The organism is Methyloceanibacter sp., from assembly GCF_041573655.1.
In the GTDB taxonomy this organism is placed as follows: Bacteria; Pseudomonadota; Alphaproteobacteria; order Rhizobiales; family Methyloligellaceae; genus Methyloceanibacter.
Genome location: NZ_JBFFQD010000044.1, coordinates 1 through 16423, shown reverse-complemented (window position 1 = coordinate 16423; position 16423 = coordinate 1). Strand labels below are relative to the sequence as shown.

General features: G+C 62.9%; 17 protein-coding genes. 8 read left to right on the top strand and 9 right to left on the bottom strand.

Annotation, left to right across the window (positions count from 1 at the left end):
• Positions 1–1615, bottom strand: a 1615-nt coding sequence (locus tag ABY454_RS09945; RefSeq protein ID WP_372930300.1) for a hypothetical protein, incomplete at its 3' end; no start/stop codon positions are given.
• Between the two features lie 215 nt (positions 1616–1830).
• On the opposite strand from ABY454_RS09945, the gene ABY454_RS09940 reads away from it, so the two are divergent.
• Positions 1831–2226 carry a hypothetical protein gene (locus tag ABY454_RS09940; protein ID WP_372930299.1) on the top strand — a complete coding sequence of 132 codons (396 nt, stop codon included), beginning with the start codon at positions 1831–1833 and terminating at the stop codon, positions 2224–2226.
• 17 nt (positions 2227–2243) lie between these two features.
• On the opposite strand, the gene ABY454_RS09935 is transcribed toward ABY454_RS09940, so the two are convergent.
• Positions 2244–2693, bottom strand: a complete 450-nt coding sequence (locus ABY454_RS09935; protein ID WP_372930297.1) for an ester cyclase — start codon at positions 2691–2693, stop codon at positions 2244–2246.
• A 72-nt stretch (positions 2694–2765) separates the two neighbouring features.
• Here ABY454_RS09935 and ABY454_RS09930 point away from each other — a divergent pair, with 72 nt between their 5' ends.
• Positions 2766–3014: a hypothetical protein gene (locus tag ABY454_RS09930; RefSeq protein WP_372930295.1), complete on the top strand. Its 249-nt coding sequence runs from the start codon at positions 2766–2768 to the stop codon at positions 3012–3014.
• A 71-nt stretch (positions 3015–3085) separates the two neighbouring features.
• Here the strand turns inward: ABY454_RS09930 and ABY454_RS09925 are convergent, their stop codons facing one another.
• The 4 genes from ABY454_RS09925 to ABY454_RS09910 all read right to left on the bottom strand — a co-directional run bounded on the left by ABY454_RS09925 (position 3086) and on the right by ABY454_RS09910 (position 5553).
• On the bottom strand, positions 3086–3487 hold the full coding sequence (locus tag ABY454_RS09925; RefSeq protein WP_372930293.1) for a hypothetical protein: 402 nt from the start codon (positions 3485–3487) through the stop codon (positions 3086–3088).
• Between the two features lie 158 nt (positions 3488–3645).
• On the bottom strand, positions 3646–4044 hold the full coding sequence (locus ABY454_RS09920; protein ID WP_372930292.1) for a hypothetical protein: 399 nt from the start codon (positions 4042–4044) through the stop codon (positions 3646–3648).
• Positions 4045–4270: 226 nt separating this feature from the next.
• The gene (mddA, locus tag ABY454_RS09915) at positions 4271–4996 is read right to left on the bottom strand and encodes a methanethiol S-methyltransferase (RefSeq protein ID WP_372930290.1); all 726 of its coding nucleotides are present in this window, start codon (positions 4994–4996) and stop codon (positions 4271–4273) included.
• A 107-nt stretch (positions 4997–5103) separates the two neighbouring features.
• The gene (locus ABY454_RS09910) at positions 5104–5553 is read right to left on the bottom strand and encodes a GatB/YqeY domain-containing protein (protein ID WP_372930289.1); all 450 of its coding nucleotides are present in this window, start codon (positions 5551–5553) and stop codon (positions 5104–5106) included.
• A 165-nt stretch (positions 5554–5718) separates the two neighbouring features.
• Here ABY454_RS09910 and carA point away from each other — a divergent pair, with 165 nt between their 5' ends.
• The gene (gene carA, locus ABY454_RS09905; RefSeq protein WP_372930288.1) at positions 5719–6933 is read left to right on the top strand and encodes a glutamine-hydrolyzing carbamoyl-phosphate synthase small subunit; all 1215 of its coding nucleotides are present in this window, start codon (positions 5719–5721) and stop codon (positions 6931–6933) included.
• Positions 6934–6942: 9 nt separating this feature from the next.
• Here carA and ABY454_RS09900 read toward each other — a convergent pair whose 3' ends face one another.
• Entirely contained in the window at positions 6943–7539 is a 597-nt protein-coding gene (locus ABY454_RS09900) for a TetR/AcrR family transcriptional regulator (RefSeq protein ID WP_372930286.1), read from the bottom strand.
• A 122-nt stretch (positions 7540–7661) separates the two neighbouring features.
• Between ABY454_RS09900 and ABY454_RS09895 the strand changes: the two genes are divergently transcribed.
• The 3 genes from ABY454_RS09895 (at position 7662) to greA (ending at position 12526) form a co-directional block, all read left to right on the top strand.
• On the top strand, positions 7662–8297 hold the full coding sequence (locus tag ABY454_RS09895; protein WP_372930284.1) for a glutathione S-transferase family protein: 636 nt from the start codon (positions 7662–7664) through the stop codon (positions 8295–8297).
• Between the two features lie 223 nt (positions 8298–8520).
• On the top strand, positions 8521–11961 hold the full coding sequence (carB, locus tag ABY454_RS09890) for a carbamoyl-phosphate synthase large subunit (RefSeq protein ID WP_372930282.1): 3441 nt from the start codon (positions 8521–8523) through the stop codon (positions 11959–11961).
• Positions 11962–12052: 91 nt separating this feature from the next.
• Entirely contained in the window at positions 12053–12526 is a 474-nt protein-coding gene (gene greA, locus ABY454_RS09885) for a transcription elongation factor GreA (RefSeq protein WP_372930280.1), read from the top strand.
• Between the two features lie 29 nt (positions 12527–12555).
• Here the strand turns inward: greA and glk are convergent, their stop codons facing one another.
• Positions 12556–13542: a glucokinase gene (gene glk / locus ABY454_RS09880; protein ID WP_372930278.1), complete on the bottom strand. Its 987-nt coding sequence runs from the start codon at positions 13540–13542 to the stop codon at positions 12556–12558.
• Positions 13543–13715: 173 nt separating this feature from the next.
• On the opposite strand from glk, the gene ABY454_RS09875 reads away from it, so the two are divergent.
• Together ABY454_RS09875 and ABY454_RS09870 are read left to right on the top strand one after the other, a co-directional pair.
• A complete protein-coding gene (locus ABY454_RS09875; RefSeq protein ID WP_372930277.1) occupies positions 13716–14072 on the top strand; it encodes a hypothetical protein in 357 nt (118 codons plus the stop codon).
• Between the two features lie 135 nt (positions 14073–14207).
• Complete coding sequence (locus ABY454_RS09870; RefSeq protein ID WP_372930275.1) at positions 14208–15368, top strand: hypothetical protein; 1161 nt, start codon at positions 14208–14210, stop codon at positions 15366–15368.
• 41 nt (positions 15369–15409) lie between these two features.
• Here ABY454_RS09870 and ABY454_RS09865 read toward each other — a convergent pair.
• The coding region (locus ABY454_RS09865; protein WP_372930273.1) for an efflux RND transporter permease subunit at positions 15410–16423 on the bottom strand (1014 nt) is incomplete at its 5' end.

The window sequence follows — 16423 nt, the reverse complement described above, 5'->3', positions numbered from 1 at the left end:
CGACGCGGTCGGGGAAGTTGCGCACCACGTCCATGGCGATCAGCAAGCGCAAATCGCGCGACGGCGTGGCGAAGTTTTCCCACGGGCCGCTCGTTTCGAAGATCGACGCACCGTCGGGCATGTCCACCTTCTTGCGCGCGCCGGCAAGAAACTGGCGTCCATTCTCGACCGAGTTCACGCGCGCGTTCACCTGCTCCTCGAGCGAGGTGACGGCTTCCTTCATCGCCTGCACGGGGTCGAGCGGCGCCGGCGACATCACGTCGTCCATGCCGTCGTAAAACTCCTCGACCGTGACCTTCGACTGCTGAAGCGAAAAATCGCCATAGTCGGGATTGTCGACGATCTCGGCATTGGTCAGCCGATGCAACGTGCCGTTCTTCTTCCGCACGATGGGACGGATGCGTTTGAATCCGGGACCTCCCAGCGCCGGATCTTGCGAAAACAAAAAGTTGCCGCGCCAAAACCGCTTGCGCGCGACCGTTCCGTCGGGCTGCCCGTCAACCGCAAGGAACACGCCAGCGCCCTTGTCTGTCTGCGGCACGCGCTTCACGAGGATAAGGATGTGCCCATACGGATCGGCGTAGATTGTGCCGGGACGTAAAGCCTCTCGCGTCAGCGGCACGGGATAGAAGTCTGTGTTGTCGTCGTCGTTCGCCGTTCGCCCGTTGCCGGAATGCACGCCGTCCGCGATGGTCCGCCTAAGATAATGCTGGAACCCGGACACGAGCCCGTTGGGCCTCTTGGGAATGCTGTACCGCACGGCTCGTGCCTGCCTGGACCCGGCCCCGAAGAGTCTGCTGTTTCTGGAAGACCGGCGCCCTATTTTCGATTGCGTCGGTTCTTCCTTCGCGATGTTCCACCATTTGGTGCATCTCGGCGGCGCGCCGCCACCGCCGCGCGTGCACTTCGCGTACCCGAATGGCAGCCCCATCTTAAATGCGAAATATGCGCGCAGGAAATACGGAAGGTCGGCACAGTCGGGCCGGATGACGGCTTTCTTCTGGTCTTCGCGCAGGCCCAGATGGTCGAACAGGACATTGCGCGACTTGTCGTGCAGAACCTCACCCGCCGCCTTCCACGACAGCTCCTCGTCGAGCGGTGCGTCGAACAGTTTCTGGACCCACGCCGAATAAAGGTTCTCATGCCCGCGATTCCATTCCGCGCGCACGGGCCAGACGCCCTTGCCGCCGCGCGGGCCTCGCGGCCGCTTGGCTCCGACCACGATCTCACGGGTGACTTCACGGCAACCGGGCGCGGCGCCTTCGCGCGTTAGCTTAGCGTGCCAGGTGCCGGCCTGAGGTTTGTCGATTTCGGCGAACCAGAAATAGGGAGGCCCGCCCTGGATGGCGTCGGACTGGGCCGCGATGTCTCCTTTGGGCCCAACTAGCGCCAGTTCGCCGGCCAGCGGCTTCTCGGTGGCGAAGATGACGCTGAGCGGCGCGCCCTTCCAAGGCGCCATGGGCGTCGCCAGGAGCGCAAGCCCGAACTCGTCGCACGCAGCGGCGGCGTTCTCGGCCCTCGCCTGCTTCTGCGGGAGCAGGAGAGCGACCCAGGCAACGGCGATCAGCACCGTGGCGATCGCCGAAAGAACCTTGAACTGGCGTTTAGGCAGCATGGAACCCCTCGTCCCGGCCCTTAGCCGCGTGGCAAAACTACCCTTAAAATACGGCGGAAAAAACCTCAAATGACCGATGTCCCCATTGGCTCAAGCGCGAATAGCCTGCTTTAAGTAAAATCCGGATGTAAGACTAGCCCTGGCTTGAGGATATGGAATAATCGGCTCAGCAGCCGCCCTCAGACCGCTGGGGCTCTAGCCTGGAGATGATCCCCATGAAACGAACCATCCAAACCCTGTGCAGTGCCGCGATCCTGGCGCTGGCGGCGACCGCCACTCTCTATGCTCAGTCCACCGGGACGTCGCAGGGCTTCTTCGCCTACAAGGAAGGCGTGACCCCGGAGCAAGAGGCCGAGGACCTCCAGGCCTGTCATGATTGGGCGGTTGCCCAGAGCGGGTTCCGGCCTTCGGCGGCCTATGCGGCGGGGCGGTCCTTGATTGCGGGGGCCGGCAATACGCTCCCGACCGACGATCGGCGCTATCCGGGCCCAACGGGGATCGGCGGCGCTATGTCGAGCGCGGAGGTTCAACGCCTCACCCTGCTCTACGACAAATATCTGAGGGCCGGGCGGGTCTGCATGCGGGGCCGCGGCTACATCGTCTCAGGATAGGCGATGGCAGCGAGGCGCTAGCCCAAAAAGCCCAGCGCCTCGAACATCCGGTATTTGTCCCAGTCGACCCAGCTCTCGACGATCTTGCCCTTCGCAACGCGGTCGATCTGGACGCCGCTCCAGATGGCGCGCTTGCCGGACGGCGCGTGACCGAGATACTCGCCATCCTGCGTGCCTGCGAATTGCCAGCGCGTCGCGACCAGGTCGCCTTCGGCAATCTGCATCAGGATCGTGACCTCCAAGTCGGGGAATGCCCGGTGGCACCCTGCCACGATGTCCTTCCAGTCACCCAAGCCGACGGCCTTCACGCCGCCGACCGCGGCCGGCTCTTGATGATTGACATAGTTGGCTGCGAACACCTCGGCGGGGTCGTCCGTATTGCCGCCGGCCCACATCTGGAGCGATCGCCGCACCAGCGCCTTCATCTCATCGACACTCATGCTCGCCTCCTCGTTGACATCGCTCATTGTACTTCTCCGCGACAGGCATAGTCATCCTATGAGATATTGACGCGACATACTCGAAGGAGAACGGAAAGCGTGGTCCTCTTAGTCTTTTTGATCGTGCTGCTGGCATTGATTGCGATCCTCGCCCTTGTCGCGTGGTGGATGTTCGACATCGACATCGCCGATTTGGCGGCCTCCACGGTCACGCCGATCATCGGGATCGGGCTCATCTACTGGCACGGCGGCCCTTGGGCCTTAGCCGGCGGGCTCGTGTTACTCGCCATTGGCGCCTTCTCGCTCTACTTCTTATTGAGGCGCCGTAAGCGTCGGCCGCCGAATTAGGCAAAGAAACAGCCGGGGGGCGCGTCAAGCACCGGCCCGGCTCTCCAATCGCGTGTCGCGCCCGTTCGGATCTACTGCGTAATACCCGTACAGGTGCCGAACTGCGTAAAGCTCCTGCCGATCTGAGAGATCGATCCCGAATACGCGCCCGTGGTCTTGTCCACGACGGCGGTCCAGGTCTGAAGGGCTCTGCGCCCGTGAAGGATGAGGACCTTCTCGTTCTGGAAAATATCACCGGAGTGCAACATCGCCTCTCCGCCGAACAGGCCGGAGAACAAATTCTTCTGCTTGACGTTCAGCTCCACGGCGGCGGGAAGGTTGTGCGCCGCAGCCGATGCTTTTTTGCAGCCGGCAGGCGTGCACGCATAAACCTCGGCGAGCTGACACGCGATCTTCGGCGCGGCCGGCGCCTCGGTCGCGACAAAGCAAAGAGCCGCAAGCGGCGCCAATACGGTGAACTTCAAGAATCGCATCACATCACTCCTATGGTGTTTGGGGACCCAATAGCCGCGCGACATGCTGCCTTGCGTGGCGGTGCGCCACAAGGGAAATGACAGCCAGACAAGAAAAGCCGGGCGGCACTTTCGCACCGCCCGGCCGACCTCCTCGTCGCAGCAATTGTATCTCTGACTTAGTAGAGGGCCTTGCTGGCAGACTTCGTCAGAATCTCACCCCGATTGAGCACGGTCAGGAGCTTGGCGTCCGGACCGCAAGCCAGGACGACATGCGCGTCCTTGACGCCTTCGAGGTGAAACAGCTCGCCAGGGTGCAGCGCCACACGGACCCGCGCCGACGCGTCACCCCCGCCATTGGGCGATGAATCAAACACGACCGCGTTCACGGCGCAGTTGCCGTTGGTGCGCTCATAGTAAGCAACCATGCGGGTGGTGCCGACCGTTGCCAGGATCGGCTCGTTCGGACCGACAGGGCCGAGATTGGCGCGGTTGCTCTCCCCGGCGGACGCCAGGTGCGTCGCCGCCAGCACGGTCAACGCGCTAGCCGCAGCGATGGAAAGAAAAGTTCGCAGCATTGTTGGGCCTCCATTCAAACTGACGCGCACAGACTGTCCGTGTGCGTTGGACTCAAACGTAATGCTGCATTGCAACAATTCCATGGTGCGGTGCAACGACATACTGCCGCGTGGCCGCGTGCCGCATGATTTTCCCGAAGACTTGTTTGGATATTTGGATCGTGCACGGATTATGTGCAGGACGGCGCGCAGACTGCGCAATGTCAGCGCCCCGAGCCTGCGAGCGTTAACGCTTCTTGGGCGGCATCGGCACGATCATGGAAACACGGCTGCGATAGTTGGTGTACGCATCGCCATGGACGGAGACGAGGTCCCGTTCCTCCAGAAAGATGCCGATCAGAATGTAGCCCGTCGTCGCGACCGCAAAGAGCAAGTGGCCAACCGTCATGACCGGCGTTGCCCAAAACGCCAGCAGAAACCCGAAATAGATCGGGTGACGGACATATTTGTAGAACAAGGGCTCCTTGAACGCGGCCGGCTCGGGCTTGGTGCCGCGCCAGTGCGAGAAGACCTGCTGGAGCCCGAAAAGGTCGAAATGGTTGATGAGGAACGTGCTCACCAGCGCGATCCCCCAGCCAAGCCAAAACAGCGCCGTGAGAATCCCGGCGCCAATGGGATTGGTCACCGCCCAAATGACGTCCGGCATCGGCCTCCACTGCCAGTACAGCAGAATCAGAATGAGGCTCGACAAGAGCACATAGGTGCTTCGCTCCACCGAGCTTGGCACGAGCTTCGTCCACCAGCGTTTAAAGGCGGGGCGCGCCATGACGCTGTGCTGTATCGCAAACAGGCCAAGCAGGATCACATTTACTACGAGCGCCGTGGCCATTGGCCCAGGGGCGCCGCTGTCGATCGTTTTCGGCACGACGATGTTGCCGACGAAGCCGATCGCATAAAGGAAGGTGAGGAAGAAGAGGACGTAGCAGAAGACCCCGTAAAGAAGTGCCGCCATGATGCCCTCCCTGAGATATGTGAGCTATCTCCTGGGATGATACAGCCTGATCTATGTCAAAGCTAGAACCGTTCCAACAAGCGGAACAGGCAGGCTCATTGGGGCCGTTAGCCGAGCTTGGCCTTCACAGCGCCGCTGGCCTTGCCGAAATCCATCTGGCCGGCGTAGCGCGCTTTCAGTGCGCCCATGACCTTACCCATGTCGCGAATGCTTGAAGCGCCCACTTCCGCGATGGCCTCGTCGATAGCTTTGGCCGTGTCCGCGTCAGAGAGCTGCTTGGGCAGGAACTCGCGGATGATCACGACTTCCTCGCCCTCTTGTTCAGCGAGTTCAGTGCGGCCCGCCTCGGCATAGATCTTCTGCGATTCCTCGCGCTGCTTGATCATCTTGGAAAGAAGCTCGAGCAGCTCGGCGTCGGTCGCCTGCTCCTTGCCGGCGGTGCGCGCGGCAATGTCGCGGTCCTTGATGGCCGCAGCCATGAGCCTCAACGTCGAGACGCGGCGGGCGTCGCGCGCCTTGGTCGCAGCTTGCAAGGCGGCGGTAATGGTGTCGCGCATGGATGATTGGATTTTTTGGGTGTTCAGGAAAGAAGCTCCCAACCTAATCGAGGGCTTGGGCCCGTGCAAGCGAATTTACGCGCTTAACGCATTGTTTTCACACGAAAATATTTGCTTCCAGACATTGACCGCGTCAAATGGCTGACGTAAATACCGCTCCAGACCATGCCCGATACTCCAGACACCGCCGCCGCTTCACGCGCGCGAAGGACGCCGCCCTGGGCGGATGAGACGCCAACGGCCTTGCTCGTTCTTGGCGACGGGACGGTCATCGAAGGGCGTGGGGCGGGCGCATTCGGGGCCGCGGTCGGCGAAGTCTGCTTCAACACCTCGATGGCCGGCTATCAGGAGATCCTCACGGACCCCTCCTATACCGGCCAGATCATCACCTTCACCTTCCCCCATATCGGCAATGTCGGCACCAATATCGAGGATATCGAAACCTCGAACCTCGCCGCCTCGTCGGGCGTGCGGGGCTGCGTGCTGCGTGCGCCGATCACCGAGCCATCCAACTGGCGCGCCGCCCAAGACTTCGATGCCTGGCTGAAGGCGCGCGGCATCATCGCCATTGCCGGCGTGGACACCCGCGCGCTCACCGCGCTGATCCGCGAGAAGGGCATGCCCAATGCCGTCATCGCCCATGCCGAAGATGGCGTGTTCGACCGCGATGCCCTAAAGCGTGAGGCGGCGAACTGGCACGGCATGGTCGGCCTCGACCTCGCCCGCGAGGTCACGTGCGGCCAGAGCTACACCTGGGACGAGACCGCTTGGGAATGGGGCAAGGGCTATGGCCGCCAGGAGGCCCCGCGCTTTGAAGTGGTCGCCGTCGACTTCGGTCTGAAGCGCAACATCCTGCGTGAGCTCGCCACGGTGGGCTGCCGCGTCACGGTGGTGCCGGCGACGACAAGCGCCGAGGAGGTTCTGGCGCGCAAGCCGGACGGCGTCTTTATCTCCAACGGTCCGGGCGACCCGGCCGCGACGGGCGCCTACGCGGTGCCGGAGATCAAGAAATTCATCGAATCGGGCGTGCCCGTGTTCGGCATCTGCTTGGGCCATCAAATGATGGGCCGGGCGCTAGGCGCCGAGACCTCGAAGATGCATCAGGGCCATCACGGCGCGAACCACCCGGTGAAAGACTTCACCACGCAGAAGGTGGAGATCACCTCGATGAATCACGGCTTCGCCGTGGACCGCGAAAGCCTGCCTGAGCACGTCGACGAGACGCATGTGTCGCTGTTCGACAAATCGAATTGCGGGCTGAAGGTGAAGGATGCGCCGGTGTTCTCGGTGCAGTACCACCCGGAGGCCTCGCCCGGCCCGCAAGACAGCCATTATCTCTTCGAGCGCTTCGTCGAACTGATGGAGAAGCGGAAAGGCTAAGACCTAAGCCTACTCGGCGGCCTCCACGCGCGGCGCCTGCCATTCGCCGAGGGAGAAGGCAACGTCCCTCGCCGCCTCCCTGATCTCGTTGGCCAGTTCCATATCGTCCACGGCACGGGCAACGGCCATGCCGCCAATGCTCAGCACCGCGAGCCCCAACGCCCGCTTTCGCGTGTCCGGCCCGGACATGCCCTTCTCCAGATTTCCGACCATGAACTCGAAGACTTGGCGATAGGCGTATTTCACTTCCTCGCTGCCCCGCGCCACGTCGGATGGCAGCGCCATTAGCGAACAGCAGTCCTCGCGATCTTCCAGATGCGCCGACGACAGATAGCCAGTGACGAACTCGGGGATGATGTCGGACGGATCGCCCTCACCGCGCGACCAGCGTGATGCGGGCGTGCCGTCAATCACTTGCGACACGACGGCGGCATAGAGCTCTTCCTTGGTGCCGAAATGATTGTAGAAGCCACCGCGAGTCAGCCCCGCCTCGCCCATGATGTCATCGATAGACACCCCGGCGAAGCCATGACGGTTGAACAAACGCCTGGCGGCGACGACGATCTTCGCCCGCGTCTTTTCCTTATGCTCTTTGGTGTATGGCATCGCCTCGCCCTCTCTTCGGCACCCTTCGTCACCGCAGCATAGCTTGGCCCCTAAATATGTTCTTGAACATATTTTAGTGCCGCCAAGAATGGCCGGACAACCGTGACGGAGGAGACACGAGGATGAAGCTTTACTATTTCGAAACGCCGAATGCGCGCAAACCCTGCGCGGTCGCCAAGCATCTGCGATCGCCGGTGGAGTTGGTTCGGCTCGACCTCGGCCGCGCCGAGCACAAGCAGCCTGATTTCCTCGCCATCAATCCCAACGGCCGCGTGCCGACGCTTGTCGACGGCGATTTCAATCTTTGGGAGTCCACCGCCATCATGTGCTACCTGGCGCGCAAGGCCGACTCCGATATGTGGCCCAGCGACGAGATGGAGCAGATCGACATCCTGCGCTGGCTCAATTGGGACACGGCGCATTTCTCGCGGCATGCCGCGCGGCTGTTCTTTCAGAGGCGCGTGAAGCCGGCCTTCGGGCTGGGCGAACCGGACGCAGGCGAAATCGAAGACGCCACCGGCTTCTTCCACACATTCGCTGGCGTGCTCGATACGCATCTCAAAGGCAAAGATGCGATCGCCTGTGACCGGCTGACCGTGGCGGACTTCGCCGTCGCCTCGGTGCTGCCTTACGCGAAGGAGGCCGAGCTACCGCTCGAGCCGTACCCGGAGATCCGGCGCTGGCACGAGGGGCTGATCGCGCTACCGGCCTGGCGCGACCCCTTCCCGCAAACCGAGCCCCAGAGGGCGGCAAGCTAAGCGAAATCCCGCAAAGCGGCTTAGCCCCCACTAAGCTGCTATGCCCCAGGGCCCGGCGGTCTCTCCCGCCGGGCTCTTTATCGTTGTAGGCACGATATTTTGTGGGCAGTAGGGGCCGGAGCGCTTTCCGCGCGGGACCATTTCGCCTATATGGTGCCCTCTAGCCTCTAGAATCGAATTGCCAGTCCGGCCCGAAGTGGCGCCGGACAACCACTGCTGGTGCATGCCCAAACGCGAAGACATAAAGTCCATCCTGATCGTCGGGGCCGGACCGATCGTGATCGGCCAGGCCTGCGAGTTCGACTATTCGGGCACGCAAGCCTGTAAGGCGCTGAAGGAAGAGGGCTACCGCATCGTCCTGGTGAATTCGAACCCGGCGACGATCATGACCGACCCGGACGTGGCCCACGCCACCTATATCGAGCCGATCACGCCGGACGTGCTCACCAAGATCATCGAGAAGGAACGGCCCGATGCGTTGCTGCCCACCATGGGCGGGCAGACGGCGCTGAACACCGCGCTCAGCCTCGACCGCTCAGGCGTGCTGAAGGCCTATGGCGTTGAGATGATCGGCGCACGCGCGCCCGTAATCGACAAGGCCGAGGACCGCGAGCTGTTCCGTGAGGCGATGACCAAGATCGGCCTGGAGACGCCGCGCTCGGTGCTGGCCGACGCGGGCGAGGTCAAGAGCGCCGACCGCGCGAAATACAAGGCCGAGATTGCCCGCATCGAGACCGAGTTTCCAGACGGCGAGGCCCGCGCCAAAGCCAAGCTGGACTTCGAGGCCGATTGGGGACGGCACGAAAGCGAGCGGCGCAGGCGCTATGTGGAGAAAGGCCTGATCGAGGGCCTCGAAGGGCTTCAGGAGATCGGTCTGCCGGCCATCATCCGCCCCTCCTTTACGCTGGGCGGCACCGGCGGCGGCATTGCCTATAACCGCGAGGAGTTCATCGAGATCGTCGAACGCGGCCTGGATGCCTCGCCGACCAGCGAAGTGCTGATTGAAGAATCGGTGCTCGGCTGGAAGGAGTACGAGATGGAGGTCGTCCGCGATAAGGACGACAACTGCATCATCATCTGCTCTATCGAGAACATCGACCCGATGGGCGTGCACACGGGCGACTCGGTCACGGTGGCGCCGGCGCTGACGCTCACCGACAAAGAATACCAGATCATGCGCAACGCCTCGATCGCGGTGCTGCGCGAGATCGGCGTCGAGACCGGCGGCTCGAACGTACAGTTTGCCGTCAATCCGGAAGACGGACGCCTCGTCGTCATCGAGATGAACCCGCGCGTGTCGCGCTCTTCTGCCTTGGCGTCGAAGGCAACCGGCTTTCCTATCGCCAAGATCGCGGCGAAGCTCGCGGTCGGATACACGCTGGACGAACTCGCCAACGACATTACCGGCGGCGCCACGCCTGCCTCCTTCGAGCCAACCATCGACTATGTGGTGACCAAGATCCCGCGCTTCGCTTTCGAGAAGTTCTCCGGGAGCACGCCGACACTCACCACCTCGATGAAGTCGGTGGGCGAGGCCATGGCCATCGGCCGCAGCTTCCAGGAGTCGCTACAAAAGGCGCTGCGCTCCATGGAGACTGGACTGACGGGGCTCGATGAGTTTCACTTCGAGGGTCTCGGCCAGGGCGACGACAAGAACGTCATCCGCGAGGCGCTGGGCTCGCCAACGCCCGACCGGCTGCTAAAAGTCGCGCAAGCCTTGCGCCTTGGCGTCGACCAGGAGCAGATCTACGACAGCTGCCGCGTCGATCCCTGGTTCCTCCGCCAGCTTCAAGACATCGTCGATGCGGAAGCCCGTGTACGCGAACATGGATTGCCGAACAGCGCCGCACAGTTCGGTGCACTCAAAGCGCAAGGCTTCTCCGACGAACGGCTGGCAACGCTGGCAGGGCTAGAGACGGCGGAGGTCGCCGAACGCCGCCGCGCGCTCGACGTGCATCCCGTTTACAAACGCATCGACACGTGCGCCGCGGAATTCGCCTCGCCCACCGCTTATATGTACTCAACCTACGAGGCGGGCTTCCCGGGCGGGGAGTCATGCGAAGCGCGGCCGTCCGCGAAAGACAAGATCATTATCCTGGGCGGCGGACCGAACCGCATCGGCCAAGGCATCGAGTTCGACTATTGCTGCTGCCACGCCGCATTCGCGCTGTCCGATGCGGGGTTCGAGACCATCATGGTCAACTGCAATCCGGAGACCGTCTCCACGGACTACGACACGTCCGACCGGCTCTATTTCGAGCCGCTCACGGAAGAAGACGTGCTGGAGATCGTGCGGAAGGAACAAGAGAACGGCACGCTCAAAGGCGTCATTGTGCAGTTCGGCGGCCAGACGCCGCTGAAGCTCGCCGCGGCGCTTGAGAAGGCGCAAGTGCCGATCCTCGGCACGTCGCCCGACGCGATCGACCTGGCCGAAGACCGCGACCGCTTCAAGGCGCTAATCGAGAACCTAGGCCTCAGGCAACCGAACAACGGCATCGCACGCTCGGCGGAAGAAGCCGTCGCCATCGCCAAGGAGATCGGTTTCCCCGTGGTGATCCGCCCGTCATACGTGCTTGGCGGGCGCGCCATGGAGATCGTGCACGACGAAGCGCAGCTTCAGCGCTACATCGCCGAGGCCGTGGTGGTCTCGGGTAACAGCCCGGTGCTGCTCGACTCTTATTTGCGCGACGCCATCGAAGTGGACGTCGACGCACTCGCCGACGGCAAAGACGTGTTCGTGTGCGGGATCATGGAACATATCGAAGAAGCCGGCGTGCATTCCGGCGACAGCGCCTGCTCGCTGCCGCCGCACTCCTTGAAGCCGGAGATCGTCGCCGACCTGGAACGTCAGGCGGTGGAGCTGGCCCGCGCGCTAAACGTGGTCGGCCTGATGAACGTGCAGTTCGCCATCCAGCATGACGACATCTACATTCTCGAAGTGAACCCGCGCGCCTCGCGCACCGTACCGTTTGTGGCCAAGGTGGTCGGGCTTCCTATTGCTGGCCTCGCCTCGGAGGTCATGGCGGGCAAGCCGATCGCCTCATTCGGGCTGGAGAGCCCGACGTTCGAGCATATCGCGGTGAAGGAAGCCGTGTTTCCGTTCGCGCGCTTCCCCGGCGTCGATCCGATTCTGGGGCCAGAAATGCGCTCCACCGGCGAGGTCATGGGCATCGACCGGGATTACGCGGTCGCCTTCGCCAAGAGCCAGCTCGGTGGCGGCGCCAAGCTGCCGCTCTCCGGCACGGTGTTCGTCTCGGTCAAGGACACCGACAAGGACCGGCTCCTTAGCCCCATGCGGACCATGGTGGAGATGGGCTTCCGCATCGTCGCCACGCGCGGCACGAAGCGGCATCTCGACGCGCATGGCATCCCTTGCGAGCGGGTCAACAAGGTGCTGGAGGGGCGCCCGCATATCGTCGACGCCATCACCAATGGCCAGATCGACATCGTGTTCAACACCACCGAGGGCGCCAAGGCCCTGGCCGACTCCATGTCGATCCGGCGCTCGGCCTTGCTCAACCACATTCCCTACTATACAACCCTCGCTGGCGCGCTGGCCGTGACCGAGGCCATTAAGGCACTCAGGGAAGGCAGCCTGACCGTCGCTCCCCTGCAGAGCTATGTCGGCCAAGGCCCCAAAAAGGGTCTCGCCGAGACAGCCTAGGCGCAGACGGTCAAAATCAGCCGATTGTTGACTTGGGCGGGTCTATTCCTTGACAGTATTCAAGGGGCCTCCCTTAGGAGCTTTGACTGATATGGATAAGGTGCCGATGACCGCGGAGGGCTATGCCGCCCTCGAGATCGAGATCAAGACGCTCAAGACCGTTGAGCGGCCGCGTATCATCAAATTGATTGCCGAGGCTCGCTCTCATGGCGACCTCTCGGAAAACGCCGAATACCACGCCGCCAAGGAGCTGCAGGGCATCACCGAGGCCCGCATAGCCGACCTTGAGGACAAGCTGTCGCGCGCCGATATCATCGACGTGTCCAAGCTCAAGGGCGATCAGGTTATGTTCGGCGCGACTGTCACGCTGGTCGACGAGGACACCGACGAGAAGGTCAAGTACCGCATCGTCGGGGAGGTCGAGGCCGACGTGAAAGAGGGCCGGATCTCCATCACCTCGCCGATCGCGCGGGCGCTTCTCGGCAAGCGCAAGAAGGACGTGGTCGAAGTGTCGACGCCCGGCGGCGGCAAGTCCTACGAGATCATGCGGGTCGCGTTCAAATAGACCTGCCTGCCAAAAACTGAATCGTTTCTCTAGGTTACGGCGCTCTTCAGCCTCGTTCGCAAGCCAGCCGCGGCACCTCTGAGCCCCGGATTGTCGGCCACCACCACATAGACCGGGATCGGCGCGACGAACGGCGTCATACGACCCTTGCGCTCGAAGGCTTCCCGGAAATCGTCTTGCTGGAGACGAGACAGCATTTTCGGCGCGATACCGCCGCCGAGATAGGCACCCCCGCGCGCGCCAAATACCAGCGCCATGTCGCCCGCGAACCGGCCAAGCCAGCTGACGAAGAAATCGAGTGCCTCCTCGGCCATCTCGTCCTCGCCGGAGATTGCCAAATGTTCGATTTCCGCCGGCGATAGGGGCGAATCGCCGAAGCCGCGCGAGGCGGCGATGGCTTGGTAAAGCTCGGCGAGCCCAGGCCCGGACAGCGCGCGCTCCACGGATAGGCGCACAAGGCCTTTGCGCATGCGCTCGATCAGGGCGAGCTCGCGCTCGTTCTCGGCGGCAAGCGTGACGTGACCTCCTTCGCCCGCCACCGCGACCCAGCCGCTGGCCGACCAGACGAGACCGGCGACGCCGAGCCCTGTGCCCGGACCCAGCACGACTTTTGGGGCATGCTCGACGGGCTCGGTGCCGCCGAGCTGATGGCGCTCTTCGGGCGCGAGAACCGGCACGCAATAGGCTTGCGCCTCGAAATCGTTGAAGACATGCGCCGTCTTCAGCCCTGCGTCCTTCGCCAAGCTGCTCTGGCAGAAGGTCCACGCGGCGTTGGTGAGCTTGACCGTGTCGTCCAGCAATGGCCCCGCCACCGCGATGCCTGCATGCTCGATCTTCTGGTCCACGCCCTTGAGATAGTCGCGGATTGCGTCCGCCAACGTCGGGTGCGATGCGGTCGGCGAGCCGCCCACATGGCTCAAGGCGAGCGTTGCCAGATCGGCGATGGCGAACCGCGCATTGGTGCCGCCAATGTCGCCGACGAGCGCGTGCGACGGAATTTTGCTTGTCTCACTCATGGTCCGCAAAGCCCCGGTGCGAATTGACCATGGACATGGTGGTACCCCATTTTTGGCCCCCCTGCGAGTGTTGCCCGCTTGCGTCACTCTGACCGTTCAACCGGCTTTCGCTCCCCTAGGCTCCTGGCTATTATTGAGGCATGGAGTTGGGGGACTTCCATCGGTATCGCCGCTTGGCGAGCGCTTTCGCGCTTCTCGGCGTTCTGCTTTATACGGCGCTCGTTCCGGGGCACGTGATATCGCAGGCGACGGCGTTCCTGCTTGCCGACGAGTTCGGCACAGCGCTGGAAATGTCCTGCCACGAAGGCATGGAGGTGGGCAGCTCTGCCCCCGGCGAGCCTTCGGTTCCTCAGAAGAAATGCCCGTTCTGTAAGGGCTATGCGCCCTTCATGACCGCCCTTGCCGGCATGAGCGACGCCGGCACGATCGATGACGAACGGACCACGCTGCAATTCGTCGTTGCCGACGACCAGGCGGTGCAGCGCATGTCCCGGCGCCCGCATAACCGGGGACCACCTCTCGAACTCTGATGTTTTCGATGTCCGTCCGCGGGGGCCGCACGCTTGAGACTTGCGTGTGGCGTGCCGTGGTTGGATCGATCCAACACGCAGGGAGTTCGACAAATGTTTTGCATATCATCCGCACCAAGGCGGTTGCTGCCGGCCTTGGCCACCGCAGCCATCGTCCAGGCATTTGCCTTCGGCGCGGCTGCAGACAGCACACAAGCCACCGGCGCCGCTAGCGAAGGCAATCCCACGCCCGGCAGCTTCGACATCTTGTTTGCCGACGGCGAAGCGAAGCGCGCGCCGCGCGCCGACGGCCACGGGCCAATCGGCGTCATGGGCGATCACCGCCACCACGAAGGCGACCTGATGCTTTCCTACCGCTACATGCGGATGCAGATGGAAGGCAATCTCATCGGCGACAAGAGCGTTTCGCCGGACACCATTGTCACGACCGTACCCAACCGCTTCTTCGGCCGGCCCATGCAGCCGCCGACCTTGCGCGTGGTGCCGACGGAAATGACCATGGACATGAGCATGTTCGGCGCCATGTACGGCCTTACCGACCGTGTCACGCTGACGGCGATGCTGCCGCTCATCGACAAGGAGATGAGTCACATCACCTATAGAGGCCCGATTGGCACTACGCGTCTCGGCACGTTCACCACCGACAGCGAAGGCATCGGCGATTTCGTGTTCGGCGGCCTCGTCGGGCTCTACGACTCCAAGTCGGCGGAAGGCGAGCAGCATTTGAACCTCATTTTGAACGTGAGCGCGCCGACGGGCTCGATCACGGAGGACGGCCGGGTCCTCACTCCGATGGGCGGCACGCCTCTGGTGCGCCTGCCCTATGCCATGCAGCTCGGCTCGGGCACGTGGGATTTCCTGCCTGGCGTCACCTACACGGCGCGGCGCCGCAATCTGTCGTTCGGTGCGCAGTATCGGGGCAATTTCCGCCTCGAAGACGAGAACAGCGAAGGCTACGCGCTTGGCGATTTGCATCAGGCAACAGGCTGGGCAGCGTTTGAGTGGGTCCCTTGGGTCAGCAACTCGGTGCGTCTCGCCTACCAAACCCAAGGTGACATCAGCGGGATCGATACGAACATTGTCGCGCCGGTGCAGACGGCCAATCCAGACTTCTACGGCGGGGACCGACTGGACCTCTTGTTCGGCGTCAATCTGGTCGGCCAGAGCGGCGCTGTTTGCGGGCATCGGCTCGCGGCCGAGTTCGGCTTCCCCGTCCACCAGGACCTGAACGGCCCGCAGATGGAGACGGATTATACGTTCACGCTCGGCTGGCAGAAGGCGCTCGGCGACTGCTGACGGCAGACAAGCAAATGTTGCGGCAGGCCCTGACTCAGAAGTCAGGAGCTCTGCCGCAACAGACCTTTCGGCTGCGCGTCCTTTAGAGGGCGCAAGCCAACGCCTTTGACCAACGCATAGATGACCGGGATTACGATCAGCGTCAGCGCTGTCGACGACACCATGCCGCCGATCATCGGCACGGCGATACGCTGCATCACTTCCGCGCCCGTGCCATGCGCCCACATGATGGGCAAGAGCCCCGCCATGATCGCGGTCACCGTCATGATCTTGGGCCGCACGCGCCCGACCGCACCGGCCATGATGGCCGCGTGCAGGTCGCCGGCACTGAGTGTGTGGCCTTCGCTCTCCCGCTCGCGCCTGCGCTCTTTGAGCGCGTTGTCGAGGTAGATCAGCATGACGACGCCGGTCTCGGCCGCAACGCCAGCCAGCGCGATGAAGCCCGTGACGGCGGCGACAGAGAAGTTGAAATCGAGCCACCACATGAGCCACAGCCCCCCGACCGCCGCGAATGGCACCGACAGCAGGACGATGAGCGTCTCCGTCAGTCGCCGGAAGTTTAGATAGAGCAGCACGAAGATGATGAGCACTGTCAGCGGCACGACGATCTGAAGCCTCTTCTTGGCGCGCTCCAGATATTCGAACTGACCGCTCCAGGTGACGTAATAGCCGGGCGGAAAGTCGACTTGTGCCGCGACGGCCTTTTGTGCATCGGCGACATAGTTGCCGATGTCGCGATCCCTGAAATCCACAAAGATATAGAGCGCGAGCTGTGCGTTTTCCGTGCGGATCATGGACGGCCCTTGCGCCAGGCTGATCGTCGCCACCTCGCTCAAGGGCACGGTGCCGCCGGCCGGCGTTGGAATGAGCACCTCGTTGGCGATGGCTTGCGGGTTGTCGCGGTAGTCACGCGGATAGCGGACGGCCACGTTATAGCGCTCCCTGCCCTCCACAGTGGTCGTGACGGGATCGGCACCGAGCGCGGTGGCGATCACGCTCTGAACGTCGCCAACCATAAGCCCGTAGCGCGCGAGCTGTGCGCGGTCGGGATCGAT

Bases quoted from the DNA above. Each gene is read 5' to 3' on its own strand.
- ABY454_RS09940 (WP_372930299.1), top strand. From the start codon at position 1,831: ATGAAACGAACCATCCAAACCCTGTGCAGTGCCGCGATCCTGGCGCTG.
- ABY454_RS09920 (WP_372930292.1), bottom strand. From the start codon at position 4,044: ATGCTGCGAACTTTTCTTTCCATCGCTGCGGCTAGCGCGTTGACCGTG.
- ABY454_RS09900 (WP_372930286.1), bottom strand. From the start codon at position 7,539: ATGCCATACACCAAAGAGCATAAGGAAAAGACGCGGGCGAAGATCGTC.
- mddA (WP_372930290.1), bottom strand. From the start codon at position 4,996: ATGGCGGCACTTCTTTACGGGGTCTTCTGCTACGTCCTCTTCTTCCTC.
- glk (WP_372930278.1), bottom strand. From the start codon at position 13,542: ATGAGTGAGACAAGCAAAATTCCGTCGCACGCGCTCGTCGGCGACATT.
- ABY454_RS09895 (WP_372930284.1), top strand. From the start codon at position 7,662: ATGAAGCTTTACTATTTCGAAACGCCGAATGCGCGCAAACCCTGCGCG.
- carB (WP_372930282.1), top strand. From the start codon at position 8,521: ATGCCCAAACGCGAAGACATAAAGTCCATCCTGATCGTCGGGGCCGGA.
- greA (WP_372930280.1), top strand. From the start codon at position 12,053: ATGGATAAGGTGCCGATGACCGCGGAGGGCTATGCCGCCCTCGAGATC.
- ABY454_RS09925 (WP_372930293.1), bottom strand. From the start codon at position 3,487: ATGCGATTCTTGAAGTTCACCGTATTGGCGCCGCTTGCGGCTCTTTGC.
- ABY454_RS09910 (WP_372930289.1), bottom strand. From the start codon at position 5,553: ATGCGCGACACCATTACCGCCGCCTTGCAAGCTGCGACCAAGGCGCGC.
- ABY454_RS09935 (WP_372930297.1), bottom strand. From the start codon at position 2,693: ATGAGCGATGTCAACGAGGAGGCGAGCATGAGTGTCGATGAGATGAAG.
- carA (WP_372930288.1), top strand. From the start codon at position 5,719: ATGCCCGATACTCCAGACACCGCCGCCGCTTCACGCGCGCGAAGGACG.